The sequence below is a fragment of the Actinophytocola sp. genome (assembly GCF_049647105.1).
Taxonomy (GTDB): domain Bacteria; phylum Actinomycetota; class Actinomycetes; order Mycobacteriales; family Pseudonocardiaceae; genus Actinophytocola.
This window is the reverse complement of the sequence record NZ_JBARWZ010000019.1, coordinates 1-24,669: the sequence shown is the minus strand read 5'-3', so window position 1 is coordinate 24,669 and position 24,669 is coordinate 1. Positions and strand designations below refer to the sequence as shown.

Sequence of the window (24,669 nt, the reverse complement as noted above, 5' to 3'; positions counted from 1 at the left end):
ATCACACCCGTTCCAGTACGCCGGCGTTCCGCCCGAACAGCCCCTGCGGCCGTACCAGCAGGACGATCCCGACCAGGATGAAGACGATGAGGTCGCGCAGGGTCGCGGACAGATAGGCGACCGTCAGTGTCTGGATGATGCCGATCGCGAGGGCCGCGATCACGCCACCGCTCACGCTGCCGAGTCCGCCGACGACGATGACCATCAGTGCGGTCAGTGTGGTGTTGAACCCGTCGAACGGGCTCACCGTGTGGAACGCGAGTCCGGTGAGCAGGCCTGCGGCACCGGCCAGCACCCCGGACAGCGCGAAGGTCAGCAGGATGATCCTGCGGACCGGCACGCCGAGCAGCCCCGTCATCGTCGCGTCGTCGGACACCCCCCGGATGGCGGTGCCCCAGACGGTCTTCTCGAGGAACAGGTACAGGCCGACCGTCAGGACGGCGGCGAGGACGAGGATCACCAGCTGTGTACCGGAGACCTGGAAGATGCCGAGGTCGATCCGCACGTTCGGCAGCACGTCCGGTACCGAACGCTGGTCGCTGCCGAGGAACTTCGTGACGATGGCGGTCAGCATGAGACCGAACCCGAGGCTCGAGAGGATCGAGGCCGTCGGATACTCCTTCGGCACGAAGCGGAACGAGGCGAAGTAGACCACCACCGCGACGATGCCACCGGCCACTGTGGACGCGAGGAAGGCGAGGGCGAACGGCCATCCGCTCTCACCCATGAGGAGAGCGCCGATCATCGCGCTCACCATCGCGGTCTCACCGAGAGCGAAGTTCAACCGGTCCATCGCCCCGACGACGAGGTTGAAGCCCAGGGCCACCAGGCAGTAGGTGGCCCCGAGCAACAACCCGTTGAACAGCTGCTGGGTCAGCATCCTCGTGACCTGGTCAGCTCGCGGCCTGGTCGATGACGAACTTGCCGCCTTCGACCACCGCACGCAGCTGGGGCCGGACCGCGGTGCCATCATCGCTGAAGGAGGTCTTGTCGGCCATGCCGGTGAAGTCCTCGATGCCGTTCAGGCCCTCCTGGATGGACACCCGGTCCTGGGGGATCTCGCCCCCGGGGTTGATGCCCTTGTCCTTGATGACCTGCATGATCATGTTGACCGCGTCGAAGGCGTAGGCGAAGTTGAGCGGGATGTCCGCCTGGCCGGTGTCGGTCTGCGCCTGCTCCAGCAGTTCACTGGCCGGATCGCCGGTCGCGTGCGGGTCGTACTGCGCGGCGGCGATGGTGCCCTCCGTCGCGTCGCCACCGGCGGCGACGTAGGCGGCCCCGCCGGACTGCAGCGAGCCGGTGCCCATGAGGGTGGTCGTGAGGTTCTGGCTCTTGACCTCCTTGGCGATGCGGCCCGCGTCGTCCGGCCCCGCGGCGAGCGCCAGGATGTCCGGCTTGGACCCGGCGACGGAGGTGATCTGGGACGCGAAGCTCGAGTCACCGGTCTTGAAGGTCACCGTCTTCACCAGATCGACCCCGGTGGAGCTGAAGATCTTGCCGAACAGGTCGGCCTGGGCCTTGGTGGTGGCGTTGGCGTCGTCGGTGATGATCGCCGCGGTCTTGAAGCCCTCGTCCTTGATGACCTTCGTGAGCACAGCGGTGCTGTTGTCCGCGTCCGGCTGGGCGAGGGTGAAGCCGTAGGGCCGCGAGTTCTCGAGCACGCCCGGCCTGCCCGCGCCGGGGCTGACGATCGGCACCTTCAGCTTGTTCGCCGTCGCGCAGGCGATGTCGCAGCCCGCGCTGTCGACCGGTCCGACGATCGCGTACACCTCGTCCTTCGTGACGAGCTCGGGGATCAGCGTCGCGAGGCTCGTCGGGTTGTTCTGCCCGTCGACCGCCACGAGCTCGACCTTGTTGCCGTTGAGGCCGCCCGCGTCGTTGAACACCTTCACCGCGTACTCGGCGCCGTCCTGCATCGCCTTCGAGTTGCTGGCGAACGCGCCCGCGCTGCTCGTGACGAGGCCCAGCTTGTAGGTTCCTCCGCCGCCGCCGGAGCCGCCGCTCGCGCCGCTGTCGCCGGAGTCCGAACTGCCGCAGCCGGAGAGAGCCAGCGCGGCGACCGCCACGCCGGCCACCGCCCGGGCGGCGATCCCGTTCTTGTTCATCAGCCGTTCCCTTTCTCAGTGGCCGGCACGTCCGGCCCGGTGGTGGGCTGTCGGGTCGGGGCGGCAACGGCCGCCCACCGACGTTGCGCGGGGTTCGGCGATTCGACGGCGACGCACGTGTTGCGCAGCGTGCCGACCCCTTCGATCTCGGTGACCAGCTCGTCTCCCGGCCGCAGGAACAACTTCGGCTCCCGGAAGACCCCGACGCCGGCCGGCGTACCGGTGAAGATCAGGTCACCCGGTAGCAGCGGGGTGACGGCGGAGAGCAGTGCGATCAGCTCGGCGACGCCGAAGACCATGTCCGACGTGCGCCCGTCCTGGACGACCTCGCCGTTCAGGACGCACCGCAGCCCGATGTCGTCCGGGTCGGCGAACTCGTCCACGGTGACGATCCACGGTCCCGTCGGGGCGAAGGTGCGGAACGACTTGCCGATCGAGAGCTGCCCGGACCGCTGCACGTCCCTGGCGCTGAGGTCCTGCCCCGCCGTGAGGCCCGCGACGTACGACCACGCGGCCTCCTGCTCGACCCGGTCGGCGTGGGCACCCATCACGACGACGAGCTCGGCCTCGAAGTCGACCATGTCGGTCGCGAGCACGACGTCGTCGCCGGGGCCCGCGATGGCGGACGGGAACTTGGTGAACAACAGCGGCAGGTCGGGCACGGGACGCCCGGCCTCGGCGAGGTGGCTGCCGTAGTTCAGGCCCGCGCCGAAGACCTGGCGCGGGGTGGGTTGCGGCGCCTGGATGGTCACGCCGTCGAGCGGATGCCGTCCACCGCTGTCCGGGCCGGCGGACAGTACGTCCGTTGCCCACGCGAGGAACTCCGGCCACGCCGCGAAGATCGCGTCGGCCGAGCCGAACCGCCCGCCGGACGCGGCGACCACGTCGACCCAGGTGTCGGCGTCGAGCAGCGCCGGCCGTGAGTTCACCTGTCCGAATCGCATCCATCACCTCGTTGTGGGACGCCCGATGTCGCTGGCAGAAACATTCTCTTCTAGTCAGAACGACCGGGGTGGACACTAACAACGCTTTCCCGACAGGGCAACGACTCCCGCCCACTGTCCACAATCACCATGACGGTGGGTGTCGCGTTGCTCCCGCGAGTCGGCGTCCCCGAACGCTGACCGGCTCAGTTTGTACGCAATCTGACCCGCAAATCAAGACTCGTTTCACAATCCACAGGAGCGGTGCGCGCATCGTTACCGGTCCGCGGTAGCCGCCTCCGTCGCGCCGGAGAGGTGTTCAACCTGCTGTTACGTCAGATCTGACAGGCAGGGAACGGTTGCCGGAGTGCATCCGCAGGGCAGAAATACTTTCTTCAACCGCTGCTACTACTCGCCGTTTGTATCCAACTTCGCGTAATCGAGCGACGACGCTCCGTCCGCGTCGCGACGCAGCGACTGCAGGACGGTGGTCCTGGCGGCCAGGATGTGCGCCCGCATGACCGATTCAGCCCACTCGCCGTCAGCGGCGCGGAACGCCTCGACGAGCTCGCGGTGGTGCATCTGGCTCGCCAGCAACCGTTCCGGCGAGTAGCGCTGGAACGTCCGGTAGATGAGTGGCACGTCCATGACACCGCGTACCAACGAGTCCAACTGGGTGTTGCGGGACGCCGTGACGATGGCGCGGTGGAACTGTCCATTGAGCTCGGTGAGCCGGTCGGCCACCGGCCCGCCCCGCTCGGCCACCTCTGCCATCTCGTCGGCGGTGTCGTGCAGGGCGGCGAGCTCGTCGGCGGTGATCCGCGTGGCGGCGAGCCGCGCGCCGAAGCCTTCGAGCAGGGCGCGTGCCTCGTAGAGGTCCTCCAGCTCGCGCTCGGACCACGCGGTGACCCGCGCGCCGCGGTTGGGGGTGAAGTCGACAAGGCCTTCCGCGTTGAGCCTGCGCAGCGCCTCGCGCACCGGCGTGCGGGACACGCCGACGAACGTGGCGAGCTCCTCCTCGCGCAACCGCTGACCTCGGGCGAACTCACCGGACAGGACCCCACGGCGGATGACCTCGTACGCCGTTTCCGCGGCCTTGGCCATGACTCCCCTTCCCCTGCTTCCGGTCACACCGGAGGGTCCACTCTTTCATGGGCCCCGCTTCGCGGGTGGGATGTCCCGAACCGGTTGCGCTTTGCCTCCGGCGGCTCCTCGCCGGAGGGGCGCCGGTCACCCCGTTGGGGCGGCGGGCGTGCCCAGTTCGGCCCGTACCGCGGCGTCGTGCGCACCGAGGCCCGCGCCTGCCCAGCGCACCGCGCCCGGCGTCGCGGAGAGCCGGGGTGCGACCGCCTGCATGGGGATCGGCCCGAGGTCATCGTCCTCGACCTCGACGAGGCTGCACCGCGCGATGAAGTGGGGGTCGACGAGCATGTCGGCGGCCGTGTAGACGCGGCCGGCGGGTACACCGTGGTCATCGAGGACCGCCAGGGCCCCGGCCACGGTCATCCCGCCGGTCCAGTCGCCGATCAGCGCGTCGAGCTCGGCCTGCCGCGCCCCGCGCGCGGTGTGCGTGCCGAACTCGTCGGAGGCGCCGAGCTCCGGTCGCCCCATCGCGGTCGCGAGCCTGCGGAAGACGGTGTCCTGGTTGGCGGCGACGAGGATGAACTCACCATCGCTGGTGGGATACACGTTGCTCGGCGCGACGCCCGGCAGGACGGACCCGGACCGTTCCCTTCGCACCCCGGCGATCGCGTGGTCGGCGACGAGCGCCTCGGTCATCGACAGCACCGACTCGTAGATGGAGACGTCGATCTGCTGGCCCGTGCCGTCCCGCTGCCGCGCCCGCAGCGCGAGCAGCACGCCCATGGCCGCGTTCATCCCGGCCAGCATGTCGCCGAGCGAGACGCCCATGCGGCTCGGTGGGCGGTCGGGTTCGCCGACGAGGTAACGCAGCCCGCCCATGGCCTCCCCGATGGAGCCGTAGCCCGCGCGGGACGCGTAGGGGCCGGTCTGGCCGAAGCCGCTGACCCGCACGACGATCAGTCGCGGGTTGAGCTCGGACAGTGTCGCCGGGCCGAGGCCGAAGCGCTCCAGCGTGCCGGGGCGGAAGTTCTCCACGAGCACGTCGGCCTGGCCCGCCAGTGCGGTGACGAACTCCCGGCCATCGTCGGTGTGCAGATCGGCGGTCACACAGCGCTTGTTCCGCGCGATCACGCTCCAGGACAACGACTTGCCCTTGCTGGCATGGCCCCAGCGACGCATGGGGTCACCGTCGCCCGGCTGCTCCACCTTGATCACATCGGCACCGAAGTCGGCAAGCAGCTGACCGCAGAACGGTCCTGCGATGAGCTGGCCGAGCTCGATGACCCGCACCCCGGCCAACGGCGGCGCCCCAGGCGTCACACTTTCCATATTTGAATACAATCCAGCCAAGTTTGTGGCGATGTCAAGCTTCGACGATGCCCGATCATGGTTGATTGGATACATAATCGAGCCGTGACTACCTTCGATCAGGCTGAGCTGGACCGCATGTGCCGCCCTCCCCTCGACCGCCTCAGGGACGCGCTGCACGAAGGTGGCGCCGAGGAGGTGCGCACCACCTACACCCGCATGGCGTCCCTGATCCGGGACATCACCGACCTGTACGCGCGGTGGTCGGCGGTCACCGTCGGGTGGCTCATCGAGCGCCACGGCTACGACGCCGCCGCGGCGGCGTTCCCGGTGCACGAGCTCTGGCCCTCGGACGGGGTGCCACACCTGACGGGTGCCGCGGCACAGGTGGCGCGGGATGTCCTTGGAGGACCGGACAGCCCGACCGCCAACGCCTTCGCCGAACTGGCCGCGGCCGGGGACGAGCAGTCGATCCTCGCGCGGTGGACGGAGATCCACTCGGCCTGTTACACGGCCGAGACGCTGCGGCGCGACACCGTGACCGCCCTGCTGACATTGGTCAACTCCACCTACGGCACCGAGGGCCTGCACGACTGCCTGCGCTATGCGACCGACGTCATCTGGGCCCCTCGGATGGCGGGGGACCTCGCGCGGCCTCCCGAGGTTCGTCTCGCGTCATGGGCGGAGAAGATGTCGGTGGGCCACAACGGCGGTGTGTCCGTTGTGGAGGAAGAGGACCGCTGGGTCTTCACCCTCGACCCGTGCGGCTCCTGCGGACGGCAGATCCTGGACGGGCGCTACGCGGCGCCATGGCACCTCGGCGTGGTCGGCGACCGGCATCCGATCAGCTTCCTGCGCGACGACATCACCGTGTACCAGGCACATGTGGCCGTCGCGCACACGATCGTGCCGATCGAGCGGGTGGGCGCCCCGTGGCCGGCCATGCGGTGTGCGGGGCTGGCGGCCACGCCGTGCGAGCTCGTCATCTACCGGGACCCGCACACGGCCGGTCCGGAGTACTACACGCAGGTCGGTGCCACGCCACCGAGGTGAGTGGATTATCCGTGCACCCAGCCTCCATCGACGTTGAGGACCTGGCCGGTGACGAAGTCGGAGTCCGCCGAACACAGGAACTCCACCACCGGCGCCAGGTCCGAGGGCTTCCCCACCAACGGAAGGCACTGTTCGGCCGCGACGCGCTCCTCGAGCGCGGCGGCCGCCGCGGGCGAGTGGACCGCCTTCGGCGTGTCGACCGGGATGTAGCCGGGGGCGATGGCATTGACCCGGATACCGGCCGGCCCCAGCTCCCGCGCCAGGGCCCTTGTCAGGCCGACGACACCGGCTTTCGCCGCGATGTAAGGGGAAAGACCGACCGGACCGCCCTTGGCGACCACGGTCGAGCTCACGTTGACGATCTTCCCGTACCCGGCGGCACGCATGGCCGGGGCCACCGCGGCCGCGCACACCCACTGGCCCGTCAGGTTGACGTCGACGACCCGTGACCACTCCGCTCTGCTGAACGAGTCGAACGGAGCCGATGGCAGCATCGCACCACCGGCGTTGTTCACCAGGCCGTCGATCCGGCCGTGCCGGTCGAGCACCGCCGCGACGACGGCGTCGACGGCATCGGCCGACGTCACGTCCGCCTCGTACGGAGCGCCGCGTTCGACGTCCACGACGCACACGGTGGCACCGGCGGCGGTCAGGCGGTCCGCATAGGCGCGGCCGAGTCCCCTTGCGCCGCCGGTGACGATCACCACGCGACCGGTCAGCCGGTCACTCATCGACCAGCTGTGCCTTGATCTGTTCGTGGGCAACGGCGACACGCTCCCGCAGCTCCGGCACGCCGAGCGCGCCGAACGGGTGGTCGATGACCACGAACGGATAGTCGGGCACGCCCACCGTCGACGCCGCGATCACCGCCGTGGTCAGGAGTTCCGACGTGCAAATGACGAAGGTCGGGATGCCGCGCTTCTCGAGTGCGATCCCGTCCTGGACCGAACAGGAGCAACATCCCGCGCAGTCACCGACACCGGTGATCACCACGTCGCACCGCGCGGCCAGGTCGTCCAACTGGGACGGTTCCGCGAGGCGTCCGACGTAGGCCTTCCGCTCGTGGATCGCCGCACTGACCCCGTGGGCCGCGAGGGTGGCGGCGAGGATGTCCAGGAAGCGGTCGCTGTTGGGCTTGGTGTTGTCCAGGTAGCCGACGCGGAGGCCGGCGAACGACGACGGTCGTGCGACGAGCTCCGTCGTCGTCGTGGCGACGCCGTTGGTCGGGTCGAGTACGAGCAGAGAGGTCATCAGGTCTCCTCGGGAACCGGGATCTGGCAGCGCTGCTCCTCGTCCGGCGAGAGCGCCTCGGTGACCGGCGTCGAGTCGGATCCGCCGATCCAGTAAGGGATCACCGTCGAGTAGCCGTAGAGGTCGCCGCCTGCGACGGTGATGAGGAAGTCCTCCTCGCGGGACACCACGGTGCGCATCTCGTCCTCGTCACCGGGCTCGACGGGCCCCGGCAGACGACCGGCGTTCTTCATGGAAGCCACGCTGCGCCGCGCCCGCCTGAACAGTTCGGCCCGCACGTCGGCGCGTGAGTAGCCCGCCTTGTGCAGGATCGCCGCGTGCAGCGGACCGATCACCACGACGAAGCAGCCACCGGCGTAGTGCGACGGCAGCATCGCGTCGGCGATCGTCGCCAGGATCGGACCCGGTTCGCTGGCCCAGTCGTTGCGGGCGTAGATCGGTGCCTCGCCCGCGAAGACGGTCACCGCGCTCGCGTCCTCGGGCACGCCGCGGTCGGCGTGGATCGGCTCCCACGGGTTCGCCGACGTGCTCTCGCCGATGCAGTAGCTGAACTTGCCGGGATGGCCGAAGGTCGCCTTGTCGATGACGCCCGGCACGCCACCGCACAGGTTCTGCAGGATCAGCCGGACGGCCCTGCCGATCGTGGCGTTGGCCTGGTGGCCGGGACCGAACACGCTGAAGGAGGTGTTCACCGCGATCTGGTTCACCACCGGGCCGCTGATGATCACCAGCGGCGTCGTCGCTCCGCTGATCGTCGTGCTGTGCAAGCAGAAGCGTTCCGTCGACAGTGCACGCACGATCGCGAGGAGCACCGACATGTACTCCTCGCGGCAACCGGCGGCCACCGCGTTCACCGCGATCTTCTCGCAGGTGAGCACGCGGCCCTGCTCGGGAAGGGTGCCGATCACGGCGTCCGGCGCGACGCCCGACGCCTCGACGAACCTCGCGACCCGCTCCGGCGTCGGCGGCACCACCGGCAGGCCGTCACCCCAGCCACGCTGGGTGAAGAGGTCCCGGACCGCCTGCTCGTCGGCCGCCTCGACGGCTGCCGAGGTGAGCGTGGCGGTCATGCGCGACCCCTGCGGTGTTCTTCCACCCACTCGGCGACCGCGACCCGTGCCGATGACGCGTCGTTCTCGTCGAGCTCGCGGCTCTGGTAGGTGAGTTCCAGCCGGACACCGTTCGGGTCGAAGAAGTAGATGGAGTTCCACGTACCCTCGTGGTCGACGACGCCTCGGACCTCGATGCCCTCGTCGAGCAGGCGCTTGTGGGCCGCCTCGAGCTCGTCCATGCTCTCCACCGACATCGCGAAGTGCGCGGCCCAGCGCGGCAGCGGGGTGTCGTGGTGGTCCTTGTCGACGCCCTCGATCTCGAAGAAGGCGATGCAGCTGCCGTCCTCCATCTCGAAGAAGGTGTGCAGGAACTTCATCTTCTCGCCGGTGCTGCCCACGGAGTCCTCCTGGGCGTGGCCGACGAGCTTCATCCCGAGCACCTCGGTGTAGAAGCGGTGTGTCTCGCCGGTGTTCTTGGTGACGTAGGCGACGTGGTTGAGGCCTTTCGGCCGGGTCATGGGCGCGGGCATGCCGAAACCTCTTTCGTGATGGACGGACGGATCTTCGCGGCGAGGTCGATGGTCGCCGTGACGGCTCTGTCCCAGTCGCCTTCCTCGGCGATCGGGAAGAGAATCGGCAGGTCGACCCCCGCGGCCTGGTAGGTGGCGATGCGCTTCGCGACGTCGTGCTCGTCGCCGTGCAGCAGGAAGTCGTCGACCATGGCGTCGGTGACGAGGTCGAGTGCCCGCGCGCGCTCGCCGTCGCGCAGCAGGCCGGCGATCGCGGTCATCTCGCCGAGGTAACCACTCGTGGCGAACAGCTTGGCGGCGGCGGGATGCAGGGCGTAGCCGACGACGAGCTCCCGGCCCGCCGTGCCGGCGCCCGTGCCGACCGCACACGGCAGTATGCAGGCGACCGTCACGTCCCGGCCGGCCCTGGCCACCTCGGCGAGCGCACCGGGCAGGGTCGCCGGGGTGGTGAGGTTCAGCAGTACTCCGTCGGCGACCTCGCCCGCGAGCCGCAGCATGCGCGGCTGCAGGCCCGCGACGTAGATCGGGACGTCCGCCCGCGCGGGCGCGCGGTCCAGGGTGGGTCCCGCCGCGTCGCCCGCGAGGTGTGCGCGCAGTGCCCGCACGTAGTCGCGCATGAACGGCACCGGGGCCGAGGGCGGCAGCCCGAGGGCGCCCTCGTTGAGGGCGGCGTTGGCGACCCCGAGTCCGATGAGGACGCGTCCGCCGTACAGCTCGTCCAACGTGGCGACCGTCATCGCGGTGAGTGCCGGGTGCCGCAACCTGGCGTTGGCGACCGCGGTGCCGACGGTGATGGTCGAGGTCGCGGCGAGCGCCGCCTGGCAGAGCGCGAAGGAGTCGGCCACCCGTTCCGCGACGAGGAACGCGTCGAGGCCCGCGGCCTCGGCGTCGACGGCCAGTTCGGCGAAGCGACGGGCGGGCAGCCCGCTGCGGCTCGCGACCGACAGACCGAGCGGCATCGCTCACCTCGTCCTTAGTTGACTTCTTCTACGCAGAATGATGTTCTGTTGCCGCCGGTGTCAACCCCTGGTGGCGCTCCGCGCAAGGCACAGCACTCGGCGCTAGGAGGTTTGGTGGCGATGGAACTGGAACCACTCGGCACGCTCACGGTGCTCATCGCGCGGCAGTTCCGCATGCCGGACACCGGCAAGGGCGGCAGGCTGATCGGCGAGGCAGGCGAGTTGCGCTGGGAGGGTGACCGGGTCATGGCGACCCAGCGCGGCAACAGCTCCGGCGACTGGGTCCGGCTGCACCCGGACGGGTCGGTCAGCGTGGACGCGCGCCTCGTCCTCGAGACCGACGACGGCGCCACGATCGCGATGACCTACCAGGGCCGCGCGGACCGGCCGCCCGCCGAGGGCGGGATCGTCTACTCGACACCGACGTTCGAGACCGACGACGAGCGGTACACCTGGCTCAACACCATCCAGGCCGTCGGCAAGGGACAGCGGACCGGCGACGTGCTCGTCTACGAGTTGTACGCACTGCGCTGACCCGCCGCCCGCCCGCCTGCCGCTCACTCGAAGGACCGTTCCCCGAGCAGGCGGTAGTACGAGTGCTCCTGCGGGCCCGCGAGGCCGCCGAGCAGCTCATTGATGATCTTGCCGTTGTTGACGTGCTGGTCGCTGTGCTCGGCGCGGGACAGGTCCTCCGCCGCCCCCCACCCGCTGAACGCCTGCAACGTCATGCCGTCGTGAGAAAGCAGCCATGAGATCGACCGCAGCCCGGACAGGGTCGCCGCACTCGGGACGATCTGTTCGGTGAGGAGCTTCATGAGGTCGTCGATCGTCGCGTCGGACGGCGGTGTGATCAGGTGCCGAGTGGTGTTCAGGTAGTGCATCGTCGCCTCCAGCCCACCCGACGCGCATCCACCGTCGTCGAGCAAACGTATACATTACTGACGTCAGATCACTGATCCTCCCGCACGATGACACCGAGATCTAGTCGAATGTATACATTTCTCTCTCTGTAGTTGCGCCGCCGCTGACCGCACAGAACCCCGCCCGCCCCCGGCTCACCGGCCGGTGGGCGCGGTAGGAACGTAGGTGCCGTGGAAGCCGAGCGGCACGTGCTGGGGAACCCGGGCACGCGCGATCTCCGAGAGGTCCCTGGCGTCGAGCAGCAGCAGGTACGAGGTCTCCGTGTTCGCGTCGAGCACCACGTTCAGCAGCACGCCATCGTCCTCGCCATCGGCGTCCGGCCGGGCGACGAACACGGGTTCGCCCGGGAAGTGGTTGTCGTGCCGCCATTCCTTGACCCCGCCCGACTCCACGTCGAACTTGACGATCGTGTCGGGGAACATGGACCTGCCGCGTTCCGCGATGCCGTTGGCGTAGACGTACCGGTAGGGCTTGGTGTTGTACGCGTAGTTGATGCGCGGCAGGTCGGCGGCATGATCCACCAGCGTGCGTGCGGTGACCGCGCCGGTCGCCACGTCGATGGTGAACCGGCGCAACTCGCTGGCAGGGAACACGTTGTGGTTGGGCCCGTCGAGCAGCGACTCGAGGTAGAAGTGCTGGACGACCCCGGCGTCCGGGTAGACGATGATGTCGAGGTCGATCACGTCGTCGCCGCGGTCGACCGCGTTGACGTGATGGAAGCCGAACCACGCCTCGCCGGTGTGCGCGTGGGTGACGGCCCCGGTGCCGAGGTCCACTATGGAGAACCGGGTGCCGCGCTCGGGCTCCCACCGGTAGTTCTCGATGAAAGGCTTACCGCTCAACAGCATCCGGAGCGGACTCACCACCAACGGGAACTCCATGAGGATCGCGTACTTCGCGCTGATGGCGAAGCTGTGCATGTACGACGGCTTTCGCACGTCGGCCTCGCCGACCAGCCTGCGCGTCCGGGATCCGTCCGGCAACTCGTAGACGCCGTAGGAGGATTTCGCCCCGAACTTCAGCAGGTAGTTGTAGGCCAGCCCTTGGTCCCGGTCGTAATGCGGGTGAGCGGTCGTCAGCTGGCCCTTGAGCCGGTCCTCGTACCCGAGGACGCCGATCGTGTCGAGAGTGTCCTTGTCGAAGGCGACGGGCATGGGCACCTCGGTCTGCGCCACGAACTCGTCGGCGATCCTGCCGACCGTCACGTTGGCGTTGGCGCCGAACCGCGTGCCGACGAACTGCTGAGCGATGCGCCTGAACAGGGAACGGCACGGGTCGGTGGCGAACTCCGAGTACCGCAGCTTGCCGTCCTGGACCGCGCGCCGGGCCGGGGTGTCGAGGAACCTGTTGGTATAGCTGACACAACCGTCGGCCATGTCGAACCTGTGCAACATCGCCAGGCCGTCGAACCAGTGGTTCAGCGTCCCGTTTTCGAGCCGGAAGCGGGCAGGCCCGTTACGCAGCAGCGTTCCCGAGAGCCAGGCGGGCAGGGCACCGCTCTCGACCTCGAGCGACGGGATGGTGACCTCGTTCTCCTGATCGTCGAATCCCTTGTGGAATCCCACTGACACGTCATCACGTACGCCGGTCATGCCGTCCTCTCCCGATCTCCTTGACACTGTCAACCTGAGTATGTGCATGACTGCTTGACAATGTCAAGCGGAGGCGAAAGGCTCGGATCATGAAGGATGACGCACCAGCCGCCCGCGACGTCGCGAACGCGCTGCTGCGTGAAGCGCGCCACGAACTGGCCGAGCACGGGGCGGGCGGGGTCAGCCTGCGTGCCGTCGCCCGCCGCGCGGGGGTGTCCCATGCCGCGCCGAAACACCACTTCGGCGACCGGGCGGGACTGCTCACCGCGGTCGCCGTCGACGGCTTCGAGCGCCTGACCGGGGCACTGCTGCGCGCCGACACCGGCGACACCGACGCGATCGACCGGATCGCCGCGCTGGGCAGCGCCTATCTCGACTTCGGCATCGCGAACCCGGCGGTGTTCGAGCTGATGTTCAATCCCAACGAGGTCCATGGCGACGACCCCGCCCTGGTGGCGGCACGCTCCGAGTCCTTCGGGGTACTCGCCAGCGCAGTGGACAGCGCCGTGGACCCTGCCGATCAGGTTCGAGCCGACCGGCCGGCCGACGAGGTGTCCCTCATCAGCTGGGCCCTCGTGCACGGCCTGGTCGTCCTGATCCACGGCGGCGCCCTGCAGACAATCACCGGCACGGACGCACCCTCGGCCGTCGCGCACACCTTGACCGAGGTGTTCTCGGCGATGCTGCGGGCGAATCCGCCGAACCGGGGCTTCGGCACCTGACTACGCAGGCTCAGGTCGTGCGGACCCAGGCCGCGGGTCCGGGCGTGGATCTGGTACAGGTCGATGCGGTCGGTGCCCAGCCTGCGCAGGCTAGCGCCCGGTACCGCATCGGTCAGCAGGCCGCCTGTTCGGCGAGCCACCGGTCGGCGTCCCTGGCGGAGGTCAACCGGACCACGCGCACGCCGGCTCTCGCCAGCCCGGCGAGCTTCGCGGGCAGCTCGGCCTTGTTCTTGCGCTGGGACTGGATCGCCCACACCAACAGGGAGTCGCGGCCAAGCAGGGCGCCCCAGCGTTCCGTGTTGCCGTTCCACAGCTCGGTACCCGCCCTGGCCCGGCGGATGGTACGCCGCACGATCCGGGGCAGGATGACCCGCAGCGGCAGGTCGAGCCAGATCACGAGGTCGGCCGAGGGCCACAGGGTGTCGCTGGTCCGGCTCATGTAGTTGCCGTCCACCACCCAGGCGGGCCGCGCCATCACCTCGGCGACGTTGGCGGCGAACTCCTCGACCGGCCGTGGTGTCCAGTTCGGACCGTGGTTGAACGCGTCGAGCTCCACGTGGTCGGTGCCGAGCAGCTCGGCGAGCTTGGCGGCCAGGGTGGACTTGCCGGACCCGGAGGTGCCGAGCACCACGACCCGCCGCGGCCGCGGCGGCGCATCGTTGCCGGTCCTCGTGTCATCCGGCCGTGCCATCGTCGACCGCCCCCCCTGCCCCCGTCGCGGCGAGCGATCCTATCAACCGGTCCTCGGCGCCGGCCCCGCCCCGCGCCAGAACGTGGCGGTGACCGAGCGGCGCACCGGCGAGCGCGGACCGGGTGGTTCCGCCGCGTGCCAGGAGGTCGCCGACCGCACCAGCACCGCCGAGCTGCCAAGTAGCGGCGGGAGCGCGTGGCGCACGTCCCGCGCCGACGCGGAGCGCAGCACCAGCAACCGGCCGCCGTCGTCGGCGTCCTCCGGCCGCACCGCGAGCGGCTTCTCGCAGCAGACGTGCTTGCCTGCGAGCAGCAGGTCCCGGCACACCGGATGGTGCAGGTCGTTCGGGCAGGGTCACCACGACGGCGTCCACGTCCGGCGCGGCCACCAGGTCACGCACGTCGTCGAAGAAGGCGGCGCCGGGTGGGGCGATGGCGGCCGTGGCCGGGTCCCGGTCGCAGACGACCGCCACCTCGACCTCCGGATGCTCGACCAGCGCGGGAAGGTAGTACCGCGCGATCACCCCGAGGCAGGCACCGACCTCGTGCTCGTGGCGCGCGGCGTCAAGCCTGGCTCTCAGACAGCCAGGACTCCGTGCACTCCGCCCTCTGCCGCGCCGTAGCGCTCGACCCGGGACCCGGCGCACGGTCCGTGATGATTCCCTCCGAAACCTCGCGGCGGGCACGAGCGCCGAAAGTCATGCCAGAGATCGTCTGCATGGTGAAAGCGCACCGAGCCATCCTGTCGGAGGCAATTCCGCTCGCGGCCAAATTCCATCGGCCGGAATGATCGTTCCGGCGCTTCCCGTAATTTTCGCCGCCGTTCGACGAAGAACTCACCCGGGCGACATCGCCGATATGAAATTTTCCGCTATTGACCAGAAGCCCATGCCGGAAAGTCGTTAATGGACACATACAGCGCTTGAAGCTGAGGCGATGGCTCCATGCCGAGTTCGACCTCAAGGCGTCTTCGTAACCGGTCGTACACCTCGAGCGCACGGGTACGATATCCTGAGCGGAACAGAGCGATCATGTACTGAGCATTGATGTTCTCGTGCCGTGGATTCTCACTACTCAACATCGACAGCTCGTCCAGCAATAGGTGATGCCGTCCCAACCGCAGATCCGCCTCGATCCGGAGCTCGAGCACGCTGAGACGCGTCTCCGCCAAGGTGATCCGGTGCACGCTGAGCAGCGGGCCGATCTGCACATCGGACACCACCTCGTCTCGCCACAAATCGAGAGCCTCGGCGAAATCCGCCGAGGCCTGCGCGTCGGCGCCGCGGCGAACGGCCTGTCGGCCTCGGGTCACCCGGTGTTCGAAGACCAGGTGGTCGACGTCGCTCGGCTCCGCGGTGAACAGGTACCCCTGATTGCGCGTCTGGAGCGGTTCGTCGTGGCCCGCGTTGTCGAACGGCATCGTCCGCATCACCCGCCGGATCTGCAGGACGTATGTCTGTAATGTCGCCAATGCCGACTTCGGTGGTGCACTCCCCCAGAGTTCTTCAACACACGCGTCAATGGTGACGAGAACATTCACATTGAGCAAGAATAAGGCGAGCAGTTGCTTGGACTTTGGAGCACTCGGCAGATATGTCCGTCCTTCCTGAATGATCGACATCGGACCGAGCACACGAATGCGCACAATCACCCCCGACAGTTGATCGACCTGCGACCATCGTTCATCGTAACGCCACCGGACTACTCCGAACCAGTGAATTTCGCCGTGGGCGCCACCGTCTGCCCGATCGTACGCCGCGGCGCCGGAGTGTGCGGAAATCAGCCTCGATCGAATCCTCAGCAGCTCCTGCCACGCTCAAAATGTGACAGCGACGCCCGGCCGGTGAAGATCGTGCACGGGTTGACGCGATCCAATCTTGAACGGTGGAAGAGACATGTCGACTACGTTCCTGTCAGGTAAGTCCGTACGCATGGAAAGACTGTCCCGCCCACGCGACGGAAAGTACCTCCTCATCCCGCTCGACCATTCGGTGTCGGATGGTCCCATCGCTTCGGCGCAGGGATTCGACCAGTTGGTCCACGCGGTCTGCGCGGCCGGCGCGGACGGGGTGGTCGTGCACAAGGGCCGGGCGCGGACCATCAGCCCGAGGTCCCTGGCCGGACGCGCCCTCGTCGTCCAGCTCAGTGCCAGCACCGCGTACGCACCCGACAGCAACGCCAAGACGCTGGTCGGGGACGTCGAGGAAGCGGTTCGTCTCGGCGCGGACGCCGTCAGCGTGCACATCAACATCGGCTCGGACACCGAGACCACTCAGCTCCATGACCTGGGCACGGTGGCCGCCGCGTGTGACAACTGGGGCGTGCCGCTCCTGGCGATGATGTACCCGAGGGGCCCACGTATCGCCGATCCGACGATGCCCGAGCTGGTCTCCCACGTCGTGGCGGTCGCCACCGATCTCGGCGTGGACATCGTGAAGACCGTGTTGACGACTCCCCCGCAACGCATGGCCGAAATCGTCGCCAGCACCCCCCTGCCCGTCATCGTCGCGGGTGGTGCCAGCAGCACCGGTTCCGTCACGGGCTTCGCCCGATCGGCGATGGCCGCCGGCTGCGGCGGGCTGGCGATGGGTCGGCGCGTGTTCAGCGACGCCGATCCGCAAGGCGTGGTCAGGGCGCTGACCGCGATCGTCCACGAGCCGGCCTCCACACCGGCTCCCACCCACGACACAGAGATGGCTGGTGTTTCGTGAAGCTCGCTTGGATCGACCTGCGAACAGTCTCCGACGCTCATCGGGAGGCCGTCGTCGACGCCTCCCTCCACGCACGGGTGGACGCCGTGGTTGCGGACGATCGTGCGCAGCTGGACCCGCTGCCGAACACCGTGAAACGCGTGTTGATGACCGATGATCCGAACACGGCCACCGACGGGATCATCCCCCTCTGCACGGCCGCGTCGGTCGAGGAACTACGCGCGCTGGAGACCCGGCATCGTGCCGGGGGTGACATCGCGGCGCTGGTGCACGTCGACAACGACGCGTCACTGGACCTGGCGTGCCGGGCCGCGTCGACTCTCCCCTACACCATCGTGCAGTTCCGCGACCCGACCAAGATTCCCCTGGAGATCGTCATCGCCGCCGCGGACGCGGCGGACGGACAGCTGATCTGCCAGGCCGCGGACCTGGAGGAAGCCGGGATCATCATCGATGTCCTTGAGAAGGGCTCCGAAGGGGTGCTGCACGCACCGCCGTCGGCCGCCGAGGTGTTCGAGCTGGTCAGGCTGCTGCAGTCGACCACACCGGCACTGGCGCTCACGAAGCTCACCATCCAGTCCATCGAGCACCGGGGCCTCGGCGACCGGGTGTGCATCGACACCTGCACGCATTTCGAGCCGGACGAGGGCATGCTCGTCGGCTCCTACTCGCAGGGCTTCATCCTGTGCTGCAGCGAGACCCACCCGCTGCCGTACATGCCGACGCGGCCCTTCCGGATCAACGCCGGCGCGCTCCACTCCTACGTCTACGGCGCGGACAACCGCACCAACTACCTGAGTGAGCTCAAGGCAGGCAGCGTCGTACTCGGTGTCGGTGCCGACGGGCGGACCCGGCGCATCGTGGTGGGACGCATCAAGCTCGAGTCGCGGCCGCTGCTCAGCATCAACGCGATCTCGGAGGACGGCACCCCCGTCAACCTGATCGTCCAGGACGACTGGCATGTGCGCGTGCTCGGACCTGGTGGCGCGGTGCTCAACGTGACCGAGCTCAGGCCCGCCGACCAGGTGCTGGGCTACCTCGTCACCGACAAGCGCCACGTCGGCTGGCCGGTCGGTGAGTTCTGCCTGGAGAAGTAGCCACCGCGCGAGTGATGGGGAGGCAGCGTGACCAGCACCGATTGGTGGGGTGCCGAACTGCTCGATGCGATCGATCCCGCCGCGATCACGGCGCGCGGAGCGAACACCGTCACCGCGTGCCGTTTCCGGGCCGAGGTGTCCAGGATGGTGAAACTCCTCGCACGGCTTGGCGTGAAGTCCGGTAGCACGGTGGCCGTGCACGGCACGGCCAGCTTCACCCAGCTGTGGTCGTTGTTCGCGATCTGGGAGCTCGGCGCTCAGGCATTTCTCGCCGAAGCGCATGTGTCCCAGGCCGATCTGGTCCGGGCACTCGGCCAGGACCGGCCGCAGTTCCACCTCACCATCGGTGCGGTACCACGCCTCCGGCAGGTCTTCGCCGACGAGTGCCAGGTGCTCGTACGCCGGGACCCGGCGGGGACGCCCGCACGCACCAATCACTGTCTGGTCCAGCTGTCGTCGGGCACCACCGGCCCGGTGAAGCCGGCCGGACGCACCGCGGCCTCGCTTCTCATGGAGCTGGACCGGATGACGGAGTTGCCCGGCATGCCCGTCGCGGGCGACACGGTGCTGCTGCTCGAGTCACCCGCGCGGTCCTTCGGCCTCATCGGCGGCGTGCTGCACGCGATGAACGTCGGGGCCACGATGGCGTTCTGCCCGAACCCTCGGCCGGACCTGGTGCTCGCGGCGCTATCGGCGGCCGATGTGCTCATCGCGGCGCCCCACCACATCGAGACGCTGGCGGAGCTTCCCGCGTTGCCCGGCCGCCTGCGGGTGGCGCTCTCCGGCGGCGAGGTGCTGCCCAACCGGGTCGCTCATCGCTTCGCGAACCGGCACGGCGTACCGGTGGGCCAGGCCTACGGCACCACCGAGACCGGGCTGGTGGCCGCCGACCTGCACGGCGAGCACGCGCCTGCGGTCGGCAGGCCGGTGCCCGGCCTCCGTACCAGGGTGGTGGCCGGCACGCTCCAGGTGCGCCTGCCGGAATCGCCGTATCTCGTGGCGAACGCCGCGAACCGCGGCGGCTGGTTCGACACCCGCGACCTGGTCCACCAGGACTCCCGTTCCGGCGTCCTGCGACTGCTGGGGCGGGCGGGCGGCGCCGGCATGGACGCGGACGTCGACCTGCTCGCCATCGAGCGCGCGCTACGCGACCACGGGCTGATCCGCGAGGCGGTGGTGCTGGGTGGCGCCGACATGGTGGAGGCACACATCGCCGGGCCGGGTCTGTTCACCGCCAACGACATGGCGGCGTGGTGCCGCGGCAGGCTCGGCTCGGCGCCGCCGCCGATCCGCCTGCACGTGCTGCCCACGTTGCCGCGCACGGCGAACGGCAAGTTGTTGCGCGACCCAGAGCGGTTGCAGGCGTACCGCGTTCTCGCCGCAGGCCGCTGACCAACCCGGAAGGAAACAATGCGTACCGATCAGCCCGAGCGGGATCCGTACTGGAGCGACGAACAACGCTGGCAGGCAGTGCGCGACCGGGACGCCCGTGCCGATGGGTGGTTCTACTACTCGGTCCGCACCACGGGTGTCTACAGCAGACCATCCTGCGTGTCGCGTCCGGCCCGGCGCGAGAACATCCTGTTCCACGCGACACCGGAGGACGCGGAGCGCGCCGGGTTCCGGGCGTGCCGCCGCTGCCGTCCCCTCGACCCGGCCGAGTGCGACCCGTACCTCGACGCCGTCGCCACGGCGTGCGTCCGGCTGGCGGACGAGACGTCGATTCCCGGCTTCGAGGAGGTGGCCATGTCGGTGGGGTTCAGCCGGTTCCACTTCCATCGGGTGTTCAAGGCGGTCACCGGACTGACACCGCACTCGTACGTCGCGGCGTGCCGGGCGCAACGGCTGCGGGCGGAACTCGCCGGCGCGCAGACGGTCACGGATGCCATCTACAGCGCGGGTTTCAATTCGAGCGGGCACTTCTACGCGTGCGTGTCCGACATCCTCGGCATGACGCCGTCCGCCTTCCGCGCAGGCGGCGACGGAGTCGAGTTGCGGTACTGGGTCGGTGACTGCGCGCCGGGCCCGGTGCTCGTCGCGTTCGCGGACCGAGGGGTGTGCGACGTGCTGCTCGGTGCCAGGAACGACACGCCAGCCGACCTGTCGGCCCGGCTGGCCCGCCACTTCGAGCGGGCCAGGCTGACACCCTTGCCGGACGACGTCACCGAGCCGATGCGGCAACGGATCGCGGCGGCCACCGAACCCGCTCCGTCCGCGACGCTACCGGCCGACGCCCGTGCGACCATCCTGCGGGAACGGATCTGGGCGGCGACCTCCGACACGATCTTCGCACCGCGGTTGCTCGGCACCGCGTGACGTGACCCGGGAAGCACCACGGCGGGCGGCACCCGGGGGCCTCACAGCCGCATGCCACCGCTGGCGTCCAGCACCTGGCCGGTGACCCAGGCGCCGTCCGGTCCGGCCAGGAACGCCACCACCGAGGCCACGTCCGCCGGCTGACCGAACCGGCCGAGCGCCGCCTGCGCCGCGATCGCGGCGGCGGCTCCGGGATCGTCACGCAGCACCGGCGCGTTCGGCTCGGTGTCCGTCCATCCAGGAGAGACGGCGTTGACGGTGATCCCGCGCGTACCGAGCTCCTTGGCCAGCACCACGGTGAACACGTCGAGCGCGGCCTTGGACATGGCGTAGGCGATCGCATCAGGAAGCGCCAGCCGGGTGACCGCCGACGAGAGGGTCACCACCCGGCCGCCGTCCCGGAGGCGGCGCAAGCCTTGCTGGGTAACGAAGAACGGAGTCCTGGTGTTGAGCGCCATCATCCGGTCGAAGTCGGCGACCGTGGCCTCCCCGATCCGGCCAGGCAACGTGACGCCGACGTTGTTCACCAGGATGTCCAGCTCCGCCGGCTCGCCCCGCTCCGCACACGCGGCGTCGAAACGCTCCCACAACAAGGCGACACCGTCGCCGGGGTCCGCGCCGAGCTCCGCCTTGATCGCGACCGCGCGCCCGCCGTTCGCCTCGATCGCCGCGACCGTCTCCTTCGCAGCGGCGTCACGGCTTCCGTAGTGCACGTACACCGTCGCGCCGTCCGCGGCCAGCCTGGTCGCGATCGCGCCACCGATCCCCCGGCTGCCGCCGGTCACCAGAGCGGTCCGCCCCGCCAGCGTCGTCATGGCTGTTCCTCCAGTGGCCCGGCAGCGAGATGTCCCGACCGAGCCTATGGGCGCGCGGCCGAGCGTCTCCTCCGGTTTCTTGCGCCCGATTCCCAGCATTCCAGCAAGATGCCGAGCGGTCCGGCGCGGCGGGAGCCGTAGCGTCGAGGCCGAGCCGCCGACCACAACGATGGCAAGGAATTCGCGATGTACGTGACCGGAACTCACAGATCTCTGCCTCGTCGCCTGCGCCTCGCGCTGACGGCGGGCCTGGGCGCCGGGAACTTCTTCTGGCATGCCTACCGCATCGCGCCCGCCAAGGCGCGTGAGCGCGCGTTGTTGCACCAGTACGACCGGCGCGGCATGCAGGGCTGGTCACTGAACCGCCTGCGGAGCACGGTGATCAGGTACGCGGCCGCCTACTCCGAGCGCGGCGTCGGCCACGGCACCCGCGTCGGCGTGTACACATCGGACGGTCTGGCGGGACTCCTGCACCACATCGCGATCACGAGCCTCGGCGGAGTGACCGTGCTGGCGAACCCGAGGATGGCCGTCGACGTCGTGGCGAAGTTCATGGCCAGCGCGGCGCCGGACCTGGTGATCGGCGATCGCGAACTCGTCTTCGACGGTGCCGGACCGCGGTTCGGCGTCCCGACCGTCGAGGTCGCCGGCTTCGACGCCTCGGCGCGGTCCACCGTGACACCGCCGCGTCACTACCACCTGCCCGACGACATGGTGCTGATCTCGCACTCGTCCGGTACCACCGGTACGCCGAAGCCGACGACCTTCACCCACGGGTCGTTCTTCGCGGGCAAGCGCCGGCGGTTGTGGACGTTTCCTTCGCGTGTGGACGATCGGTTGCTCTCCGCGTTGCCACAGAGCCATTCTGCCGGGCTCAGCTACGTCAGCCTCGCGCTCATGCTCGGCCTGCCCACCCTGATGATGGACGACAACGCGGGCCGCTCGCCGGCCGAGGCGATGAACGACTTCCTGCCAACGACCGTCATCGGGTTCCCCATCTCGCTCGCCGAGCTGCGGACCCAGGACCTCTCCGACCGGGCCGCCACCACCGTGCGCACCTGGATGGGCATGGGCGACGCCTCGCACGAACGGCACATCCGGCCACTCGTCGCGGTCGGCGACCGCGGTTCGACCTATGTGGACGGTCTCGGCTCCTCGGAGATGGGCATGGTCCTGTTCAAGACCGCCTACACCGTGCACAGCACCCACTACGACCGGGCGATCGGCAAGCCGGTGCCCGCGGTGCGCGAGGCGGTCGTCCTCGACGAGGACGGCACGCGGCTCCCCGACGGCCAGGCCGGGCGGCTCGGCGTGCACGCGCCGAGCGTCACGCCGGGGTACGTCGACGACCCCACGCTCGACGAGCGATGGAGGGTCGGCAAATACCTCCTCACCGGCGACGTCGTGCGCAGGGACACCGACGGCACCTTCTACCACCTCGACCGGATCCAGGACGTGATCACGACCAGCACCGGCCCGGTGCACAGCCTGCCGCTCGAAGAGGTGGTCCTGCTCAGCACGAACGCGTTCGACGCGGCGGTGTTCGCGGTGCGCGACCCCGCGTCACCCGGCCACGACCGGCCCGCGGCCGTCGTACTGCTCACCGAACCCGACCTCCCGCCGGCCGAGGTGTTGCTGGCCGAGTGCAACCGGGCGCTCGCCGAGAAGGACCTGCCGCGCCTGTCGGCGCTGGTGCTGGCCCGCGATCGCGTGGGGCTGCCGGTCGGCGTCACCGGCAAGGTCCTCAAGCGCGAACTGCGGCGCACGCACCGGGACCTGCTCACCCGACCGGCCGACCACAGCGCCGTCGCCGGACCGGTCACGCGATGACCGGCAACGTCACCGATCCGGACCGGACGGTCATCGATCTGATCACCGGCACCTGGCGTGCGCAGGCCCTGTCGGCCGCCGCCGAGCTGCGGCTGGCGGATCACGTCGCCGACGGTCACCGGACCCTGCCGCAACTGGTGCGGCGCACCGGAGTCGCGGCGGACCCGATGCTGCGGCTGATGCGGCTGCTGGTCGCGCTGGAGGTGTTCGACGGCGACGCCGACGGCTATGGCCTCACCGCGATCTCGCACCGGCTGCGCACCGACGTCCCCGGCTCGATGAACGCACTGTGCCGGCTGTACGGCCGCGAGTTCCACAAGGCATGGGGTTCGTTGCCCGCCGCACTGCGGACCGGCAAGTCGGGCTTCGCGACCGCGTTCGGCCGCTCGATACACGACTACCTGGCGACGGTGCCCGATGCTGGCGAACGGTTCCAGGCCGCGATGGCCGCGGGCAGCACGTTCTTCGCCGAGGTCCCCTCGGCCGTGGATCTCTCGGACGCCAAGGTGGTCGTCGACGTCGCGGGCGGCACCGGGCAACTGCTCGCCGCGGTGCTCGACGCGTACCCGCGGCTGCACGGCATCCTCGTCGAGCGGGAGGGCATGGTCCCGCTGGCCGAGGCCGAGCTCGGCAAGCGCTTCCCGGCCGACCGGTTCGACGTCGTCGCCGAGGACATCTTCACCGGCCTGCCAGCACACGCCGACGTCTACCTGCTCTCCCGGGTACTGCAGGACTGGCCGGACGCGCAGTGCCTGCGCCTGCTGTCGAACTGCCGCGATGCCATGACCGGCCACGCGGCCCGGCTGCTCATCGTCGAACGAGTGGTCGCCGACTCCGGTGGTGACCTGCTGCCCCTCCTGTGGGACCTGCACTTGTTCGTGGCGGCCGGCGGCGGTGAACGCACCGAGCGCCAGTACCGCGACCTGTTCCGTGCCGCGAACCTGCGCTGGGAGGGCACGCGCGACCTCGCGCTCGAGACCACCCTGCTGATCGCGTCGCCGGAACCAGAGACCGATCGAACAGAGCGACAGTTACTGGAAGGAGATTCAGATGGTAGTCCGCCGCGGCGAAGTCTATGAGAATCCGGCGTGCGGCGAGCGAGTGGTGATCCGGGTCGGCAACGACGTGACGAACGGCGAGCGGATCCTCTGGGATCTGTATCTCGAGCCGGGCGGCGCGGTCGTCGGCGAGCACTACCACCCCTCGATCGAGGAACGTTTCACCCTGCTGGAAGGCAAACTCGGGGTGCGGCTGGCCGGGCGCACGCAGATCGTCGACCGGATCGGCGCCAGCGTGCTCGCGCCGGCGAACACTCCCCACTACTGGTGGAACGCCAGTGACGAGCCTGCGCGGATCCTCGTCGAGGTTCGCGGCGCAAGCGAACGGTTCGAACAGATGGTGTTCCGGCAGCTGTTCAGCCTGGCCCAGGACGGCAGTACCAACGCGGAGGGCATGCCCAACCTGTGGCAGACCGCGGTGACCGCGCTGGAGTTCGAGGACGTCATGCGGTTCAGCAAGCCACCGTGGTTCCTGCAACGGCTGATCTTCAAGGTGCTGTCGCCGATCGCGCGGCTGCGCGGCTACGAGGGTTACTACGCGAAGTACCAGGATCGCAAGCCCAGCGGCATGGCCGAGCCGGAGGCGCTCCCACCCGGCGTCATCGTCGACGAATAGCGTTGCGGCACAACGCGGTGCGCCCGGTGGCCACAGC

Annotated in this window: 26 protein-coding genes and 1 pseudogene; 10 read left to right on the top strand and 17 right to left on the bottom strand. The window is 69.2% G+C overall.

What is annotated here, in order from left to right; all coding sequences use genetic code 11:
* Position 1: 1 nt before the first annotated feature.
* The 5 genes from WBA97_RS02825 to WBA97_RS02805 form a co-directional block, all read right to left on the bottom strand.
* Positions 2 to 880, bottom strand: coding sequence for a branched-chain amino acid ABC transporter permease (locus tag WBA97_RS02825; RefSeq protein ID WP_424229062.1), 879 nt, complete (start codon positions 878 to 880; stop codon positions 2 to 4).
* Positions 881 to 893: 13 nt separating this feature from the next.
* Positions 894 to 2,105, bottom strand: coding sequence for an ABC transporter substrate-binding protein (locus tag WBA97_RS02820; RefSeq protein ID WP_424229061.1), 1,212 nt, complete (start codon positions 2,103 to 2,105; stop codon positions 894 to 896).
* Positions 2,105 to 3,049 carry a fumarylacetoacetate hydrolase family protein gene (locus tag WBA97_RS02815; RefSeq protein WP_424229060.1) on the bottom strand — a complete coding sequence of 315 codons (945 nt, stop codon included), beginning with the start codon at positions 3,047 to 3,049 and terminating at the stop codon, positions 2,105 to 2,107. Before WBA97_RS02815 ends, WBA97_RS02820 begins: the two co-directional genes overlap by 1 nt.
* Before the next feature lie 387 nt (positions 3,050 to 3,436).
* Positions 3,437 to 4,132 (bottom strand): GntR family transcriptional regulator, encoded by a 696-nt coding sequence (locus tag WBA97_RS02810; RefSeq protein WP_424229059.1) that lies wholly within the window; start codon positions 4,130 to 4,132, stop codon positions 3,437 to 3,439.
* A gap of 126 nt (positions 4,133 to 4,258) precedes the next feature.
* Positions 4,259 to 5,440, bottom strand: a complete 1,182-nt coding sequence (locus WBA97_RS02805; RefSeq protein WP_424229058.1) for a CaiB/BaiF CoA transferase family protein — start codon at positions 5,438 to 5,440, stop codon at positions 4,259 to 4,261.
* An 84-nt stretch (positions 5,441 to 5,524) separates the two neighbouring features.
* Here WBA97_RS02805 and WBA97_RS02800 point away from each other — a divergent pair, with 84 nt between their 5' ends.
* Complete coding sequence (locus WBA97_RS02800; RefSeq protein WP_424229057.1) at positions 5,525 to 6,472, top strand: hypothetical protein; 948 nt, start codon at positions 5,525 to 5,527, stop codon at positions 6,470 to 6,472.
* A 5-nt stretch (positions 6,473 to 6,477) separates the two neighbouring features.
* Here WBA97_RS02800 and WBA97_RS02795 read toward each other — a convergent pair whose 3' ends face one another.
* Genes WBA97_RS02795 through WBA97_RS02775 form a run of 5 tightly spaced genes read right to left on the bottom strand, consistent with a single transcriptional unit; the run spans position 6,478 to position 10,264 of the window.
* Positions 6,478 to 7,203 (bottom strand): SDR family NAD(P)-dependent oxidoreductase, encoded by a 726-nt coding sequence (locus tag WBA97_RS02795; RefSeq protein WP_424229056.1) that lies wholly within the window; start codon positions 7,201 to 7,203, stop codon positions 6,478 to 6,480.
* Positions 7,196 to 7,723 carry a UGSC family (seleno)protein gene (locus WBA97_RS02790; RefSeq protein WP_424229055.1) on the bottom strand — a complete coding sequence of 176 codons (528 nt, stop codon included), beginning with the start codon at positions 7,721 to 7,723 and terminating at the stop codon, positions 7,196 to 7,198. The genes WBA97_RS02795 and WBA97_RS02790 overlap by 8 nt, the downstream gene beginning before the upstream one ends.
* A complete protein-coding gene (locus WBA97_RS02785) occupies positions 7,723 to 8,793 on the bottom strand; it encodes a hypothetical protein (protein WP_424229054.1) in 1,071 nt (356 codons plus the stop codon). Before WBA97_RS02785 ends, WBA97_RS02790 begins: the two co-directional genes overlap by 1 nt.
* The gene (locus WBA97_RS02780) at positions 8,790 to 9,305 is read right to left on the bottom strand and encodes a VOC family protein (RefSeq protein ID WP_424229053.1); all 516 of its coding nucleotides are present in this window, start codon (positions 9,303 to 9,305) and stop codon (positions 8,790 to 8,792) included. The genes WBA97_RS02785 and WBA97_RS02780 overlap by 4 nt, the downstream gene beginning before the upstream one ends.
* Positions 9,290 to 10,264, bottom strand: coding sequence for an LLM class flavin-dependent oxidoreductase (locus WBA97_RS02775; protein WP_424229052.1), 975 nt, complete (start codon positions 10,262 to 10,264; stop codon positions 9,290 to 9,292). The genes WBA97_RS02780 and WBA97_RS02775 overlap by 16 nt, the downstream gene beginning before the upstream one ends.
* Before the next feature lie 120 nt (positions 10,265 to 10,384).
* Between WBA97_RS02775 and WBA97_RS02770 the strand changes: the two genes are divergently transcribed.
* On the top strand, positions 10,385 to 10,798 hold the full coding sequence (locus tag WBA97_RS02770; RefSeq protein WP_424229074.1) for a DUF3237 domain-containing protein: 414 nt from the start codon (positions 10,385 to 10,387) through the stop codon (positions 10,796 to 10,798).
* A gap of 23 nt (positions 10,799 to 10,821) precedes the next feature.
* Here the strand turns inward: WBA97_RS02770 and WBA97_RS02765 are convergent, their stop codons facing one another.
* Together WBA97_RS02765 and WBA97_RS02760 are read right to left on the bottom strand one after the other, a co-directional pair.
* A complete protein-coding gene (locus WBA97_RS02765) occupies positions 10,822 to 11,190 on the bottom strand; it encodes a hypothetical protein (RefSeq protein WP_424229051.1) in 369 nt (122 codons plus the stop codon).
* A 129-nt stretch (positions 11,191 to 11,319) separates the two neighbouring features.
* The gene (locus WBA97_RS02760) at positions 11,320 to 12,777 is read right to left on the bottom strand and encodes a carotenoid oxygenase family protein (protein WP_424229050.1); all 1,458 of its coding nucleotides are present in this window, start codon (positions 12,775 to 12,777) and stop codon (positions 11,320 to 11,322) included.
* A gap of 89 nt (positions 12,778 to 12,866) precedes the next feature.
* Between WBA97_RS02760 and WBA97_RS02755 the strand changes: the two genes are divergently transcribed.
* Complete coding sequence (locus tag WBA97_RS02755; RefSeq protein ID WP_424229049.1) at positions 12,867 to 13,499, top strand: TetR/AcrR family transcriptional regulator; 633 nt, start codon at positions 12,867 to 12,869, stop codon at positions 13,497 to 13,499.
* Between the two features lie 112 nt (positions 13,500 to 13,611).
* Here the strand turns inward: WBA97_RS02755 and WBA97_RS02750 are convergent, their stop codons facing one another.
* The 4 genes and pseudogenes from WBA97_RS02750 to WBA97_RS02735 all read right to left on the bottom strand — a co-directional run bounded on the left by WBA97_RS02750 (position 13,612) and on the right by WBA97_RS02735 (position 15,810).
* Positions 13,612 to 14,190, bottom strand: a complete 579-nt coding sequence (locus WBA97_RS02750) for a hypothetical protein (protein ID WP_424229048.1) — start codon at positions 14,188 to 14,190, stop codon at positions 13,612 to 13,614.
* Positions 14,191 to 14,232: 42 nt separating this feature from the next.
* On the bottom strand, positions 14,233 to 14,529 hold the full coding sequence (locus tag WBA97_RS02745; protein WP_424229073.1) for a Gfo/Idh/MocA family oxidoreductase: 297 nt from the start codon (positions 14,527 to 14,529) through the stop codon (positions 14,233 to 14,235).
* A 25-nt stretch (positions 14,530 to 14,554) separates the two neighbouring features.
* Positions 14,555 to 14,713, bottom strand: a pseudogene (locus WBA97_RS02740) (hypothetical protein); the annotation flags it as partial.
* Positions 14,714 to 15,060: 347 nt separating this feature from the next.
* Entirely contained in the window at positions 15,061 to 15,810 is a 750-nt protein-coding gene (locus tag WBA97_RS02735) for an AfsR/SARP family transcriptional regulator (protein ID WP_424229047.1), read from the bottom strand.
* A gap of 274 nt (positions 15,811 to 16,084) precedes the next feature.
* On the opposite strand from WBA97_RS02735, the gene WBA97_RS02730 reads away from it, so the two are divergent.
* Genes WBA97_RS02730 through WBA97_RS02715 form a run of 4 tightly spaced genes read left to right on the top strand, consistent with a single transcriptional unit; the run spans position 16,085 to position 20,313 of the window.
* Positions 16,085 to 16,900: a 2-amino-3,7-dideoxy-D-threo-hept-6-ulosonate synthase gene (locus WBA97_RS02730; RefSeq protein ID WP_424229046.1), complete on the top strand. Its 816-nt coding sequence runs from the start codon at positions 16,085 to 16,087 to the stop codon at positions 16,898 to 16,900.
* Positions 16,897 to 17,997, top strand: coding sequence for a 3-dehydroquinate synthase II family protein (locus WBA97_RS02725; RefSeq protein ID WP_424229045.1), 1,101 nt, complete (start codon positions 16,897 to 16,899; stop codon positions 17,995 to 17,997). The genes WBA97_RS02730 and WBA97_RS02725 overlap by 4 nt, the downstream gene beginning before the upstream one ends.
* Before the next feature lie 27 nt (positions 17,998 to 18,024).
* Positions 18,025 to 19,389: a class I adenylate-forming enzyme family protein gene (locus tag WBA97_RS02720; RefSeq protein WP_424229044.1), complete on the top strand. Its 1,365-nt coding sequence runs from the start codon at positions 18,025 to 18,027 to the stop codon at positions 19,387 to 19,389.
* A gap of 18 nt (positions 19,390 to 19,407) precedes the next feature.
* Entirely contained in the window at positions 19,408 to 20,313 is a 906-nt protein-coding gene (locus WBA97_RS02715; protein WP_424229043.1) for a bifunctional transcriptional activator/DNA repair enzyme AdaA, read from the top strand.
* A gap of 41 nt (positions 20,314 to 20,354) precedes the next feature.
* Here WBA97_RS02715 and WBA97_RS02710 read toward each other — a convergent pair whose 3' ends face one another.
* Positions 20,355 to 21,128, bottom strand: coding sequence for an SDR family oxidoreductase (locus WBA97_RS02710; RefSeq protein WP_424229042.1), 774 nt, complete (start codon positions 21,126 to 21,128; stop codon positions 20,355 to 20,357).
* 192 nt (positions 21,129 to 21,320) lie between these two features.
* On the opposite strand from WBA97_RS02710, the gene WBA97_RS02705 reads away from it, so the two are divergent.
* The 3 genes from WBA97_RS02705 to WBA97_RS02695 are packed head-to-tail and all read left to right on the top strand — an operon-like array spanning position 21,321 to position 24,632.
* Positions 21,321 to 22,958, top strand: coding sequence for a class I adenylate-forming enzyme family protein (locus tag WBA97_RS02705; protein WP_424229041.1), 1,638 nt, complete (start codon positions 21,321 to 21,323; stop codon positions 22,956 to 22,958).
* The gene (locus WBA97_RS02700; RefSeq protein ID WP_424229040.1) at positions 22,955 to 24,037 is read left to right on the top strand and encodes a methyltransferase; all 1,083 of its coding nucleotides are present in this window, start codon (positions 22,955 to 22,957) and stop codon (positions 24,035 to 24,037) included. The genes WBA97_RS02705 and WBA97_RS02700 overlap by 4 nt, the downstream gene beginning before the upstream one ends.
* Entirely contained in the window at positions 24,009 to 24,632 is a 624-nt protein-coding gene (locus tag WBA97_RS02695; protein ID WP_424229039.1) for a cupin domain-containing protein, read from the top strand. Before WBA97_RS02700 ends, WBA97_RS02695 begins: the two co-directional genes overlap by 29 nt.
* Positions 24,633 to 24,669 lie beyond the last annotated feature (37 nt).

What these genes read in the sequence shown, in the direction of transcription:
- WBA97_RS02790 (WP_424229055.1), bottom strand. Translation starts at nt 7,723, where the DNA reads ATGACCTCTCTGCTCGTACTCGACCCGACCAACGGCGTCGCCACGACG.
- WBA97_RS02785 (WP_424229054.1), bottom strand. Translation starts at nt 8,793, where the DNA reads ATGACCGCCACGCTCACCTCGGCAGCCGTCGAGGCGGCCGACGAGCAG.
- WBA97_RS02805 (WP_424229058.1), bottom strand. Translation starts at nt 5,440, where the DNA reads ATGGAAAGTGTGACGCCTGGGGCGCCGCCGTTGGCCGGGGTGCGGGTC.
- WBA97_RS02700 (WP_424229040.1), top strand. Translation starts at nt 22,955, where the DNA reads ATGACCGGCAACGTCACCGATCCGGACCGGACGGTCATCGATCTGATC.
- WBA97_RS02810 (WP_424229059.1), bottom strand. Translation starts at nt 4,132, where the DNA reads ATGGCCAAGGCCGCGGAAACGGCGTACGAGGTCATCCGCCGTGGGGTC.
- WBA97_RS02795 (WP_424229056.1), bottom strand. Translation starts at nt 7,203, where the DNA reads ATGAGTGACCGGCTGACCGGTCGCGTGGTGATCGTCACCGGCGGCGCA.
- WBA97_RS02760 (WP_424229050.1), bottom strand. Translation starts at nt 12,777, where the DNA reads ATGACCGGCGTACGTGATGACGTGTCAGTGGGATTCCACAAGGGATTC.
- WBA97_RS02710 (WP_424229042.1), bottom strand. Translation starts at nt 21,128, where the DNA reads ATGACGACGCTGGCGGGGCGGACCGCTCTGGTGACCGGCGGCAGCCGG.
- WBA97_RS02825 (WP_424229062.1), bottom strand. Translation starts at nt 880, where the DNA reads ATGCTGACCCAGCAGCTGTTCAACGGGTTGTTGCTCGGGGCCACCTAC.
- WBA97_RS02820 (WP_424229061.1), bottom strand. Translation starts at nt 2,105, where the DNA reads ATGAACAAGAACGGGATCGCCGCCCGGGCGGTGGCCGGCGTGGCGGTC.
- WBA97_RS02715 (WP_424229043.1), top strand. Translation starts at nt 19,408, where the DNA reads ATGCGTACCGATCAGCCCGAGCGGGATCCGTACTGGAGCGACGAACAA.
- WBA97_RS02815 (WP_424229060.1), bottom strand. Translation starts at nt 3,049, where the DNA reads ATGCGATTCGGACAGGTGAACTCACGGCCGGCGCTGCTCGACGCCGAC.
- WBA97_RS02730 (WP_424229046.1), top strand. Translation starts at nt 16,085, where the DNA reads ATGTCGACTACGTTCCTGTCAGGTAAGTCCGTACGCATGGAAAGACTG.
- WBA97_RS02780 (WP_424229053.1), bottom strand. Translation starts at nt 9,305, where the DNA reads ATGCCCGCGCCCATGACCCGGCCGAAAGGCCTCAACCACGTCGCCTAC.
- WBA97_RS02770 (WP_424229074.1), top strand. Translation starts at nt 10,385, where the DNA reads ATGGAACTGGAACCACTCGGCACGCTCACGGTGCTCATCGCGCGGCAG.
- WBA97_RS02750 (WP_424229048.1), bottom strand. Translation starts at nt 14,190, where the DNA reads ATGGCACGGCCGGATGACACGAGGACCGGCAACGATGCGCCGCCGCGG.
- WBA97_RS02735 (WP_424229047.1), bottom strand. Translation starts at nt 15,810, where the DNA reads ATGTCGATCATTCAGGAAGGACGGACATATCTGCCGAGTGCTCCAAAG.
- WBA97_RS02695 (WP_424229039.1), top strand. Translation starts at nt 24,009, where the DNA reads ATGGTAGTCCGCCGCGGCGAAGTCTATGAGAATCCGGCGTGCGGCGAG.
- WBA97_RS02755 (WP_424229049.1), top strand. Translation starts at nt 12,867, where the DNA reads ATGAAGGATGACGCACCAGCCGCCCGCGACGTCGCGAACGCGCTGCTG.
- WBA97_RS02775 (WP_424229052.1), bottom strand. Translation starts at nt 10,264, where the DNA reads ATGCCGCTCGGTCTGTCGGTCGCGAGCCGCAGCGGGCTGCCCGCCCGT.